At 70.6% G+C, this 12,343-nt stretch carries 10 protein-coding genes and 1 tRNA gene; 8 read left to right on the forward strand and 3 right to left on the reverse strand.

Annotated elements, in window-relative coordinates; genetic code table 11:
* Positions 1-25: 25 nt before the first annotated feature.
* The 4 genes from ACIQMV_RS30085 (at position 26) to ACIQMV_RS30100 (ending at position 4,935) form a co-directional block, all read left to right on the forward strand.
* Complete coding sequence (locus ACIQMV_RS30085; protein WP_141360409.1) at positions 26-631, forward strand: DUF501 domain-containing protein; 606 nt, start codon at positions 26-28, stop codon at positions 629-631.
* Positions 628-1,569: an exopolyphosphatase gene (locus tag ACIQMV_RS30090; protein ID WP_401776667.1), complete on the forward strand. Its 942-nt coding sequence runs from the start codon at positions 628-630 to the stop codon at positions 1,567-1,569. The genes ACIQMV_RS30085 and ACIQMV_RS30090 overlap by 4 nt, the downstream gene beginning before the upstream one ends.
* Before the next feature lie 440 nt (positions 1,570-2,009).
* On the forward strand, positions 2,010-3,392 hold the full coding sequence (locus ACIQMV_RS30095; protein WP_141360411.1) for an NAD(P)/FAD-dependent oxidoreductase: 1,383 nt from the start codon (positions 2,010-2,012) through the stop codon (positions 3,390-3,392).
* A gap of 232 nt (positions 3,393-3,624) precedes the next feature.
* Entirely contained in the window at positions 3,625-4,935 is a 1,311-nt protein-coding gene (locus tag ACIQMV_RS30100; RefSeq protein WP_402596438.1) for a class I SAM-dependent methyltransferase, read from the forward strand.
* Positions 4,936-4,995: 60 nt separating this feature from the next.
* Here ACIQMV_RS30100 and ACIQMV_RS30105 read toward each other — a convergent pair whose 3' ends face one another.
* Both ACIQMV_RS30105 and ACIQMV_RS30110 read right to left on the reverse strand, forming a co-directional pair.
* Positions 4,996-7,527, reverse strand: a complete 2,532-nt coding sequence (locus ACIQMV_RS30105; protein WP_402596415.1) for an ABC transporter permease — start codon at positions 7,525-7,527, stop codon at positions 4,996-4,998.
* Between the two features lie 62 nt (positions 7,528-7,589).
* Complete coding sequence (locus tag ACIQMV_RS30110) at positions 7,590-8,390, reverse strand: ABC transporter ATP-binding protein (protein ID WP_141360413.1); 801 nt, start codon at positions 8,388-8,390, stop codon at positions 7,590-7,592.
* Positions 8,391-8,818: 428 nt separating this feature from the next.
* Here ACIQMV_RS30110 and ACIQMV_RS30115 point away from each other — a divergent pair.
* The 3 genes from ACIQMV_RS30115 (at position 8,819) to ACIQMV_RS30125 (ending at position 11,525) form a co-directional block, all read left to right on the forward strand.
* Positions 8,819-8,905: transfer RNA gene (locus tag ACIQMV_RS30115), tRNA-Leu, on the forward strand.
* A 327-nt stretch (positions 8,906-9,232) separates the two neighbouring features.
* On the forward strand, positions 9,233-10,408 hold the full coding sequence (locus ACIQMV_RS30120) for a 4-hydroxybenzoate 3-monooxygenase (RefSeq protein WP_402596416.1): 1,176 nt from the start codon (positions 9,233-9,235) through the stop codon (positions 10,406-10,408).
* A 205-nt stretch (positions 10,409-10,613) separates the two neighbouring features.
* Positions 10,614-11,525 (forward strand): Bax inhibitor-1/YccA family protein, encoded by a 912-nt coding sequence (locus tag ACIQMV_RS30125; protein ID WP_141360415.1) that lies wholly within the window; start codon positions 10,614-10,616, stop codon positions 11,523-11,525.
* 125 nt (positions 11,526-11,650) lie between these two features.
* On the opposite strand, the gene ACIQMV_RS30130 is transcribed toward ACIQMV_RS30125, so the two are convergent.
* Positions 11,651-11,878, reverse strand: coding sequence for a DUF4287 domain-containing protein (locus tag ACIQMV_RS30130; RefSeq protein WP_141360416.1), 228 nt, complete (start codon positions 11,876-11,878; stop codon positions 11,651-11,653).
* Positions 11,879-11,976: 98 nt separating this feature from the next.
* On the opposite strand from ACIQMV_RS30130, the gene ACIQMV_RS30135 reads away from it, so the two are divergent.
* Positions 11,977-12,288, forward strand: a complete 312-nt coding sequence (locus ACIQMV_RS30135) for a hypothetical protein (protein ID WP_402596417.1) — start codon at positions 11,977-11,979, stop codon at positions 12,286-12,288.
* The last annotated feature ends 55 nt before the right edge of the window (positions 12,289-12,343 follow it).

Below are 12,343 nucleotides of genomic sequence, written 5' to 3' on the forward strand. Positions count from 1 at the left end.
ACTGACAGAGAGACATACGCAAGGCATGGAAACCCCACCGCCGCCCACCGAGCGCACCGAACCCACCGAGGCGGACGTCGAGGCCTTCAAGCAACAGCTCGGGCGGCCGCCGCGCGGGCTGCGCGCGATCGCGCACCGCTGCCCCTGCGGTCAGCCCGACGTCGTGGAGACGGCCCCGCGGCTGCCCGACGGCACGCCCTTCCCCACGCTGTACTACCTGACGTGCCCGCGCGCGGCCTCGGCCATCGGCACGCTGGAGGCCGACGGCGTGATGAAGGAGATGACGGAGCGGCTGGCCACCGACCCGGAGCTGGCGGCCGCGTACCGGGCCGCGCACGAGGACTACGTCCGGCGCCGGGACGAGATCGAGGCGCTGACGGGCTTCCCCAGCGCGGGCGGCATGCCGGACCGGGTGAAGTGCCTGCACGTCCTGGTCGCCCACTCGCTGGCCGCCGGGCCGGGCGTGAACCCGCTCGGTGACGAGGCGATCGCGATGCTGCCCGAATGGTGGCGCAAGGGCCCGTGCGTGACGCCCGCGGCGCCGTCGTCGGGCGAGGGGCGGCAGGCCGGGGCCTCCGAGGACGGCGGGTTCGCCGCCGGGCCCGTCGGGACCGAGGAGGACCGCGCATGACCCGGGTCGCCGCCGTCGACTGCGGTACGAACTCCATCCGTCTGCTGGTCGCGGACGCCGACCCGGCGACGGGGGAACTGCTCGAGCTGGACCGGCGCATGACCATCGTGCGGCTCGGCCAGGGCGTGGACCGCACCGGCCGGCTCGCCCCCGAGGCGCTGGAGCGCACCTTCGCGGCCTGCCGGGAGTACGCCGAGGCCATCAAGGAGCACGGCGCCGAGCGGCTGCGTTTCGTGGCCACCTCCGCCTCCCGGGACGCCGAGAACCGGGACGAGTTCGTGCGCGGGGTGATGGACATCCTCGGCGTCGAGCCCGAGGTGATCTCCGGTGATCAGGAGGCGGAGTTCTCCTTCACCGGTGCGACGAAGGAGCTGACGGGCCGTGCGGACCTCGCCCGGCCCTTCCTGGTGGTGGACATCGGCGGCGGTTCGACCGAGTTCGTCGTGGGCGACGACCACGTCCGCGCGGCGCGCTCGGTGGACGTGGGCTGCGTCCGCATGACGGAACGTCATCTGGTGCGGGACGGGGTGGTCACGGACCCGCCGACCGAGGAGCAGATCGCCGCCATACGGGCCGACATCGAGGCCGCGCTCGACCTCGCCGAGGAAACGGTCCCGCTGCGCGAGGCGCACACCCTGGTGGGGCTGGCCGGCTCGGTGACGACGGTGTCGGCGATCGCGCAGGGGCTGCCCGCGTACGACTCGGCGGCCATCCACCACTCCCGCGTCTCCCGCGAGCGCGTCCGTGAGATCAGCGACCGCCTGCTGCACTCCACGCACGCCGAGCGCGCGGCGATCCCCTCCATGCACCCGGGCCGTGTCGACGTCATCGGCGCGGGCGCCCTGGTCCTGCTGGCGATCATGGAGCGCATCGGCGCGCGGGAGGTCGTCGTCAGCGAGCACGACATCCTCGACGGCATCGCGTGGTCCGTGGCGTAGGCTCGTCGGCCCTGGTTCTACTGGCCGGTAGCATCCGGTTGAGCAGTCCGGATACCGTGTGAGCGCACCCGGGGGGCCGCCGGACATCCCCCGGTGACGCTCCGCCAGGAAAACTTCGTGAAGTTCTTCACAAGGAATTCGGCCCTGTCAAGGGCCGAAAGGGCCTCCGGCGGCCTTTTCGGGGTCTCAGCAGGCAGAAGACCGTGCTCGGGTGAGCGTCGGGAAGCGGTTCCGGAAGGGCCGCGGGGCCCCTCCGCGGGGGACCTTTTTCGGTCAGAGGAGCAGCTCACGCGGCCTTGACAACGGTCCGAACCGGACGGCGGCCGCCGGTCGCCGCCAGGGCCTGGCGAGCGGGGGGCGCGCAGTCTAGCACAGGGCCTGCCCAACCTTGTGAAGGGGCGCACGAGCGACCCCCCTGAGGCGGGTGGATACTCGATGCCATGAGCACCACGGAGCGTCCCAGGATCCTCGTAGTAGGCGGTGGGTACGTAGGCCTGTACGCAGCTCGGCGCATCCTCAAGAAGATGCGCTACGGAGAGGCGACCGTCACGGTCGTCGACCCCCGTTCGTACATGACCTACCAGCCCTTCCTCCCCGAAGCCGCAGCCGGCAGCATCTCCCCCCGGCACGTCGTCGTCCCGCTGCGACGCGTGCTGCCCAAGGCGGAGGTCCTCACCGGCCGGGTCACCACCATCGACCAGGACCGGAAGGTCGCCACGATCGCCCCGCTGGTCGGCGAGGCGTACGAGCTGCCCTTCGACTACCTCGTCATCGCGATGGGCGCGGTCTCCCGCACCTTCCCGATCCCGGGCCTTGCCGAGCAGGGCATCGGCATGAAGGGCATCGAGGAGTCCATCGGCCTGCGCAACCACGTCCTGGAGCAGCTCGACAAGGCCGACTCCACCACGGACGAGGAGATCCGCCGCAAGGCGCTCACCTTCGTCTTCATCGGCGGTGGCTTCGCCGGCGCCGAGACCATCGGTGAGGTCGAGGACATGGCCCGGGACGCGGCCAAGTACTACAACAACGTGTCCCGCGAGGACATGCGCTTCGTCCTCGTCGACGCCGCCGACAAGATCCTCCCCGAGGTCGGCCCGAAGCTCGGCCAGTACGGCAAGGAGCACCTCGAGGGCCGCGGTGTGGAGGTCTACCTCTCCACCTCCATGGAGTCCTGCGTCGACGGCCACGTGGTGCTGAAGAACGGCCTCGAGGTCGACTCCAACACGATCGTGTGGACCGCGGGCGTCAAGCCCAACCCGGCACTGGCCCGCTTCGGCCTGCCGCTCGGCCCGCGCGGCCACGTGGACGCCCAGCCGACCCTCCAGGTGACCGGCACCGACTACATCTGGGCCGCCGGCGACAACGCCCAGGTTCCGGACCTCGTAGGCCGCAAGGCGGGCAACGAGAACGCCTGGTGCCCGCCGAACGCCCAGCACGCGCTGCGCCAGGCCAAGGTCCTCGGCGACAACGTGATCTCCCAGATGCGGGGCTTCCCGCAGAAGGACTACGAGCACGCCAACAAGGGCGCGGTCGCGGGTCTCGGCCTGCACAAGGGCGTCGCGATGATCGTCATGGGCAAGATGAAGATCAAGCTCAAGGGTCGCCTCGCCTGGTACATGCACCGTGGCTACCACGGCATGGCCATGCCGACCTGGAACCGCAAGATCCGCATCTTCGCCGACTGGACCCTCGGCATGTTCCTCAAGCGCGAGGTCGTCTCCCTCGGCGCCATGGAGAACCCCCGCGACGAGTTCTACGAGGCCGCCAAGCCCGCGCCGGTGCCCGCCGCGAGCAAGACCGAGGAGAAGGCCAAGGCCTCCTGACCTTCAGGCCCCAGGTCTTCGGGCCTCCCGGTCCGACGAACGAACCGAAGGACCTCCCGCCATCCGTGGTGCGGGAGGTCCTTCGGCGTTCCGCCCGGCGTGACCCAGAGCCGTTGCGGTGGAACGGTGGTGTTTGCCCAGTCGTAACTCCATTGCGGGACTGCGCCCAGCGCGTCCCGGTGTTTACGTGGTGGATGACATTCCGGCGTTCGTCGTCATGGAGGTGTGCACCATGCCCGATGCCGCGCTGCGGCTCACACGACTCCTCGAACAGCTGCTGGGGTCCTCGCTTCCCCTGCGCATTCGCGCCTGGGACGGTTCCGAAGCGGGGCCGCCGGACGCACCGATGCTCGTCGTACGCAATCGCCGGGCCCTGCGCCGGCTGCTGTTCAAGCCGGGTGAACTGGGCCTGGCCCGTGCCTGGGTGGCCGGCGACCTGACCGTCGAGGGCGACCTCTACGCCGCCCTGGAACTGCTCTCGGGCCTGATCTGGGAGCGGGACGAGGACGCCCGCGGCCTCACCGCGACGCTGCGCGACCCGCAGGCCCGCGCCGCCGTCCGCGGGCTGGTGAAGCTGGCCGGCCCGCCGCTGCCGCCCGCCCCGCCCCGCGAGGAGGTCCGCCGGCGCCAAGGCCATCTGCACACCCGGCGCCGCGACAAGAGCGCCATCAGCCACCACTACGACGTCGGCAACGACTTCTACGAGCTCGTCCTCGGCCCCTCCATGGTGTACTCCTGCGCCTACTGGCCGGCTCCCGAACCCCTCGCCACCCTCGAACAGGCCCAGCACGACAAGCTCGAACTGATCTCGCGCAAGCTGGACCTGAAGCCCGGTCAGCGGCTCCTCGACGTCGGCTGCGGCTGGGGATCCATGGCCGTCCACGCGGCCCGCGAGCACGGCGTGGGCGTCGTCGGTGTCACCCTGTCCCGGGAACAGGCGGCGTACGCCCGCAAGCGCGTCGCCGACGAGGGGCTCACCGACCGGGTGGAGATCCGCGTCCAGGACTACCGGGACGTGCAGGACGGCCCCTACGACGCGATCTCCTCCATCGGCATGGCCGAACACGTCGGCGCCGCCCGCTACCTGGAGTACGCGCGTGAGCTGCACGCCCTGCTGAAGCCCGGCGGACGGCTGCTCAACCACCAGATCGGCCGCCGCCCGCAGCGCGACGAATCGTCCTACCGCGTGGACGACTTCATCGACGCCTACGTCTTCCCGGACGGTGAGCTGGCACCCGTCGGCACCACCGTCACCCAGCTGGAGCGAGCCGGCTTCGAGGTGCGTGACGTGGAGTCGATCCGCGAGCACTACGCGCTCACCCTGCGCCGCTGGGTGGTCAACCTGGAGGCGGACTGGGTCCGGGCCACGCGGCTGACCAGTCCCGGCCGCGCCCGCGTCTGGCGCCTGTACATGGCGGCCTCCGCGCTCGCCTTCGAACGCAACCGCATCGGCGTCAACCAGGTGCTGGCCGTGCGGACTCCCGGATCCGGTGACTCGGGGATGCCGCTGCGGGCCCGTACCTGGGGCGCGCCCGCCGCCTAGCGCACACGCCGAAGGGGCCCCTTCCGCCAGGGAAGGGGCCCCTTCGGCACGCAGGCGCCGCTACTCGGACTTGATGGCCTGGAGCATGTTCAGCCGCGCCGCGCGCCGGGCCGGCCACAGCGCCGCCAGCACGCCGACCGCCGCCGCGAGCAGCAGGAAGACGGCCAGCCGCGACCACGGCAGGACCAGTTCGTACGTCGACAGGCTGGAGCCCAGCAGCTCACCGGCCGCCCAGCCGAAGAACACGCCGAGCCCGATGCCGAGGACACCGCCGAACAGGGAGATCACCAGGGACTCCAGGCGGACCATCCGCTTGATGCCCTTGCGGTCCAGGCCGATCGCGCGGAGCATGCCGATCTCCTGGGAGCGCTCGAACACCGACATCGCCAGGGTGTTGATGACGCCGAGGACCGCGACGATCACCGCCATGGCGAGCAGGCCGTAGAGCAGGTTCAGCATCACGGTGAAGATCTGCGCGATGCCGTTGGAGATGTCCTTCTTGTCCTGGATCTTGATCGCCGGGTTGGAGCCGAGGGCCTCCACCAGCCGGTCCTTGGTCGCGTCGGACGCGCCGTCGGCGGTCTTGACCATGACCTGCATGTCGTTCGGGCGGGGCTGGTGCGGCGTCAGGGTGGCGTTGTCCAGCATGATCCCGCGGATCATCTCGTTGCCCTCGTAGACCCCGGCGACGGTCAGGCGCTGCTTCTTGCCGTCCTCGAAGGCGACGGTGAAGACCGAACCGGCCTTCCAGTCATGCGACTTGGCGGTCTTGGCGTCCACGACGACCTTCGTGCCGCCGACCGTGAAGGAGCCGTCGTCGACGCGGAGGTCGGTCAGCTTGCCGATCGCCTCGCCGTTCACCCCGGTCAGGAACTCGGTGCGGCCGTCGATACGGGAGGGCGCGTTGCGCAGCGGGCTGGTGGCCGTCACGCCCTCGGTGGCGCGCAGCTTGCTGTCGACGTCCGGGGAGAGGAAGTTGCCGTTCGCCATCGACACCACGTAGTCGGCGCGGATCGCGGACGAGGCCATCTTGTCGATCGCGTGCTGGAGGCTGCCCGCCATCACGGTCATGCCGGTGATGAGGGTCAGGCCGATCATCAGCGCGGACGCGGTGGCCGCCGTACGGCGCGGGTTGCGCACCGAGTTCTGCCGGGCCAGCTTGCCGGAGACGCCGAAGGCGCGCAGGACGGGGGCCGCGGCGGCGATCAGCGGACGGGACAGCAGCGGGGTCAGGATGAACACGCCGATGATCAGCAGCACCGCGCCGATGCCCATGGGCGCCTGGGCGGACTCGATGTCGTCCATCGTCGTGGCCACCAGGACCGTGGCGACACCGGCGGCCGCGAACAACGCGCCGATGGTGTTGCGCAGCACCAGCGACTTGGTGGTCGCCTGGGCGTGCAGGCTGCTCATCGCCGCCACCGGCGGGATCTTGGCGGCCCGGCGGCCGGGCAGCCAGGCGGCCAGCATGGTCACGAGGACACCGACGGCGAGGGCGGCGACGACCGTGCCGGGGGTGACGACCAGCGGCCCGTCGGGCACGGTGGCGCCCATCGAGCCCAGCAGGGACTTCAGTCCGGCGCCGATGCCGATGCCCGCGACCAGACCGGTCACGGCGGCCACCGTGCCCACCAGGAACGCCTCGATCAGCACCGACCGGGTGACCTGGCGGCGGGAGGCGCCGACCGCGCGGAGCAGGGCCAGTTCCTTGGTGCGCTGGGCGACCAGCATGGTGAAGGTGTTGGCGATGATGAAGGTGCCGACGAACAGCGCGATGCCGGCGAAGACCAGCAGGCCCTGACGCAGTCCGCTCATCGAGTCCGAGATCATCTGCGCCTGGTCGTCGGCGAGCTGCTTGGCGGTGGTCGTCTCGGTCTTCCCCTTCGGCAGCACCCGGTCCAGCTGCGCCTTCAGCGCCGTCTGGCTGGTGCCCGCCTTCGCCCGCACGTCGATCTCGTCGTACGTGCCCGGCTTGCCGAACAGCTTCTGGGCGGTCGCCGTGTCGAACAGGGCGAGGCTGCCGCCGGCGGCGACGTTGCCGTCGTCGGTGGTGAAGACGCCGCTGACGGTGGGCGTCAGGACGGGGCCGTCGACGGAGACGCGGATGGTGTCGCCGACCTTGTACCCGGCGCGCCGGGCGGTCTCGGAGTCGATGAGGACCTGGCCCTCGCCGTGCGGGGCGGTGCCGGACTTCAGCGGGTAGCGGGGATCGTCCGAGCCCCAGTAGTTCCCGCCCTGCGACTGGAAGCCGCCACCGATCAGCTTGCCGTCCTTGTCGGCGATGGCGGTGAAGCCCTGCACGACGCCGATGGCGGAGCCGGCGCCGGGGACGCGGGCGCTCTCGTCCAGCAGCGCCTGGGTCAGCTCGGGCCGCCGGCCGACCTGGTCGCCCTTGCTCTGCTGGAACTTGGCCCGCACGGCCACGTCGACATGGTCGAAGCCCTTGGCGGAACTCTTCTGGAACGCGTTCGAAATGGTGTTGGTGAAGACCAGGGTCCCCGACACGAAGGCGACGCCGAGCATCACGGCGAGCACGGTCATGAGGAGCCGGGCCTTGTGCGCGAGTACGTTGCGCAAGGCTGTGCGGAACATGGGTTCGTCTCAGTCCAGGGGGTACGAGTGGGTGGCGAGGGGGGCGGGAGGCGGGCGGGAAGTCAGCCGGCGCTGCTCTTGCCATCGGACTCGGGGGTCCGGAGGTTCCCGCCGGGAAGACGCCGCATGAGGTCGAGGACCGCGTCCGCCGTGGGCTCGTACACCTCGTCCACGATCCGCCCGTCCGCGAGGAACACCACCCGGTCCGCGTACGCCGCGGCCACCGGGTCGTGGGTCACCATCACCACCGTCTGGCCCAGCTCGCGCACGGAGTTGCGCAGGAAGCCGAGCACCTCGGCCCCGGCGCGCGAGTCGAGGTTCCCGGTGGGCTCGTCACCGAAGATGATCTCCGGCTTGGCGGCCAGCGCCCGGGCGACGGCGACGCGCTGCTGCTGACCGCCGGACAGCTGGGAGGGCCGGTGGCCCAGCCGGTCGGCGAGCCCGACCATCGCGATCACGGAGTCGAGCCACTTCCGGTCCGGCTTGCGGCCGGCGATGTCCATCGGAAGGGTGATGTTCTCCAGGGCCGTGAGCGTCGGCAGCAGGTTGAACGCCTGGAAGATGAAGCCGATCTTGTCCCGGCGCAACTTGGTGAGCTGCTTGTCCTTCAGCGAACCCAGCTCGGTGTCGCCGATGCGCACCGAACCGGAGGAGAACGTGTCCAGGCCCGCCACGCAGTGCATCAGCGTGGACTTGCCGGACCCGGAGGGGCCCATGATCGCGGTGAACTCGGCCTGCCGGAAGTCGACGGAGACCCGGTCGAGGGCGACCACCTGGGTCTCGCCCTGTCCGTAGATCTTCGACAGATCCGTGGCACGCGCGGCCACGGCGGTGGTCGGGCCGGCGATGGAGGAGGTGGTCACGGGTGGGTGCTCCTGACGGGACGGTGTTCGGGGGACGTAGACCATCGTCGCTGCCGATCCGGCCCGTGCAGTCAGCCGCTGTTCCCGTTCCGGGGGCCGACTGGGGTCGGACCGGGACCCGGGCACGTCATACCTGGGGATGAGGGCCGTCCCTGATACCCGGGGAGGAGGCCGCCCCCCCCGGGACGCGTCCTGCGGGCCGGATCGTCGAGAACAGGTGGAGCCCCCTGGTTCGGACGGTGAAATTCCGTCATTCCACGTGCGCGTCCGGCGCTCGCCCGCAAGGCTGTTGGCAAGTGCCGATGGCCACCCCCGAGCGCTGATGCTCCCTCAGTTACCAATAAAATAAGACAACATGAGTCCACCCGCCCGCCGTTCGGGGAAGGTGTCCCGATAGGGTCGGAGCCGCAGCGCGGAGCCCATGGCCTGCCCGGATGGTGGAAAGCAGACACGGCGAGCTTAAACCTCGCTGCCCCTTCGCGGGCGTGCCGGTTCAAGTCCGGCTCCGGGCACCACCGCGTCACGCACGGTCCGGCCGACGGGCCGTGCCTCGCGGCAGGAGGGCGGGTCCGAGCAGGCCTCCCCGCATCCGGAGCCCGCGCGCCCTCACGTCACCTCACCCGCGTCAGCGCGCTTCTGTACGCGCGAACCCCCGTCGACGCGGGCACTCATCGACGCGAGCCCCCATTGACGCGGACAACCATTGACATCGGATCGGTCCGGACGGAAACTCAGGACACATCACAGTGAAAGAAATTTCACCACGCGAACACTTGCCGTCCGTTCAGTCATCCGCCCCGTCATCCATCCAGGCGACGACGCCCATCCGAAGGGAACGACCGATGCGCACCACCGTCGGCATCATTGGAGCCGGACCGGCCGGCCTGCTCCTCGCCCGGCTGCTCCACAACGCCGGGATCGACTCGGTCGTCCTGGAGAGCCGCGACCGCGCCTACGTCGAGCACCGGCAGCGGGCCGGGATCCTGGAGCAGGGCACCGTGGACGTGCTGCGCGCGGCCGGGGCGGGGGAGCGGATGGACCGCGAGGGGCTTCGGCACGACGGGATCGAGCTGCGCTTCGACCGGCGCAGGCACCGCGTCGACTTCCCCGCGCTCACCGGTGGGCGGTCGGTGATGGTCTACGCCCAGACCGAGGTCTGCAAGGACCTCATCGCCCTGCAGCTCGACGAGGGCGGCCCGCTGCTGTTCGAGGCGGAGGCGCTGGCCGTGGAGGGGGCGGAGAGCGACCGCCCCTCCATCCGGTTCCGCCACCAGGGGCGCGAGGACGTCCTCGAGTGCGACTACGTCGTCGGGTGCGACGGCTTCTGGGGCGTGGCCCGCAAGGCCGTCCCCGCCTCGCTCTCCCGGGTGTTCGAGCGGACGTACCCCTTCGGCTGGCTCGGCATCCTCGCCGACGTGGCCCCCTCGCACGACGAGCTGGTCTACGCCCGCCACGACCGGGGGTTCGCCCTGCTGTCCATGCGCTCCCCGTCCGTTTCGCGCCTCTACCTCCAGGTGCCCGCGGACACCGACGCCGAGGCCTGGAGCGACGAGGAGATCTGGGACGAGCTCGAACGTCGGCTGGAGACCGACGACGACTGGGCCCTGCACCGCGGCCCGATCACCCAGAAGTCGGTGACCCCGATGCGCTCCTACGTCCACGAGCCCATGCGCCACGGCCGCCTGTTCCTGGCCGGGGACGCCGCCCACATCGTGCCGCCGACCGGGGCCAAGGGGCTGAACCTCGCCGTCGGCGACGTCGTCACCTTCGCGCGGGCGCTCGTCCACGAGAAGGAGACGGGCTCCGCCGAACTCCTCGACGCCTACTCGGAGACCTGCCTGAGGCGCGTCTGGCAGGCCGAGCGCTTCAGCTACGACATGACGACGATGCTGCACCGGGACCCGGACGCCACCGCCTTCGAGGGGCGGCTGCACCTGGCCCGGCTGGACCGGATCAGCTCCTGCCGGGCCGCCGAGACCGACCTCGCCGAGGGCTACACCGGGTTCCCGATCGGCTGACGGACACCCGGGTGGTCTCCGGCCGGTTCCGGACGTGTTCCGGGTCGGTCATGAACGGGGCCCTCCCTGGCCGGGAATCATGCGGCGACGTAGCGTGTTCCGCAGCATGGCGAGGGAAAGATCCTCCCGAGGTACTAGGGTCAGCCCTTTGCCTTTCCATTACTCTTGAGGCCAAGGCCGCGCCGTGCGGCCATGGAGGAGTGAGATGAGGAGCAGAAACCCGGTCTTCTCGCGACGGGGGTTCAGCCGCGACAACGGCTACGCGGGCTTCAACGCCGCGCCGCAGGCCGGGGGTCCCGCTGTCGGCACGCAGGGCAATCCGTACGCGCAGGGCAACCCGTACGCCCAGCCGAGCGGCAACCCCTACGCGCAGAACCCTTACGCTCAGCAAGACCTTCAGCAGGGCGCGCCGCCGCAGGCCCCGGCCACCACCGGCCGGATGACGATGGACGACGTCGTCCTGCGCACCGCGTCCACGCTCGGCACCCTGGTCGTGACGGCCGCGCTCGCCTGGGCGCTGCTGCCGGTCGACAGCGCCAACATCAACCGTTCCTACGGGATCGGTGTCGGCGCCATGGTGATCGGCATGGTCCTGGCCCTGGTGCAGTCGTTCAAGCGCAAGGCCTCACCCGCGCTGATCCTGACCTACGCCGCGGTCGAGGGCGTGTTCCTCGGCGTCGTCTCCAACATCGTCGACACCCACGTCGCCAGTGGCGCCGCCATGCAGGCCGTGATCGGCACGATGGCCGTCTTCGTCGGCGTCCTGCTGGCGTACAAGGCGGGCTGGATCCGCGTCACCCGCCGGTTCTACGGCTTCGTGATGGCGGCGGCGCTCGGCTTCGTGCTCCTCATGGCGGTCAACCTGCTGTTCGCGGTGTTCGGCGGCGGTGACGGCCTCGGCTTCCGCAGCGGCCCGCTCGGCATCCTCTTCGGTGTCATCGGCATCATCCTCGGCGCCTGCTTCCTGGCGCTGGACTTCAAGCAGGTCGAGGACGGCATCGCCTACGGCGCGCCGCGCGAGGAGGCCTGGCTCGCGGCCTTCGGCCTCACGCTGACGCTGGTGTGGATCTACATGGAGTTCCTGCGTCTCATCGCGATCCTCAACCAGAGCGACTAGTCCACAGCGCATCTCGCGCCGGACGAACGCGACGAACGAGGAAGGGCCCCGGGTCTCCCCGGGGCCCTTCCTCGTTCCGGCGCCGTGTCCGTCCGGCGGCACCGGCGCTGCGCCGCGCTGCACGCCTAGAGCAGCTTGCGCGCGGCCCTCCTCAGGTCGTACTCGTGGATGAGCGCCTTGGCGTGGCCGTACGCGAGGTCGTGCTCGTGGCGGAGCCAGCTGACCTTCTCCTCGAAGCGGAGCGCGGGGCCTTCTTCGACGGTGCGCAGCCAGTCGGAGATATCACGACCGGTGCAGTGGGGGATGCGGGCGAGCAGATTGCGATGGGTCTCTTCGGAGAAGACTTGGGACATCGGCGCCTCCGGACGCATTCGAAGCCGGTCCTTCACGTCACCGTGCCTGAGGGTTCGCGTATTGGCAACAGTCGTGCCGCGACGCGTAGTCTCGCGGCGTGGTTGACACGACATCTCTGACCCAGGCAGTGGATCACTTCGCCGACCGCCTCAGGGCGGCGCCGCAGAGCCGGCTGCAACGGGCGGGCGCAGCGGAGGCACTGGCGCTGGCCAGGGAGTTCGCCCGGCGGGCCCAGCTCGCCGAGTGCCCCGGGTGCGAACCGCGGGAGATGCCCGACGCGGGGATGTTCGCGGCGGCGGACCAGGTCACGGTCGCCGGACACGACCTGGCGCTCGTACTGAAGAGCGACGGCGAGGTCGAGGAGGCCGTACGTCTGGTGCAGGAGGCCCTGAAGCGGGCCGGGGTCTGAGTCGCGGACCTCGTCCGGGCGTGCGGGGCCGAGGCGGACGAGGCGGACGGGGCGC

The organism is Streptomyces sp. NPDC091412 (genome assembly GCF_044756885.1).
Taxonomy (GTDB): domain Bacteria; phylum Actinomycetota; class Actinomycetes; order Streptomycetales; family Streptomycetaceae; genus Streptomyces.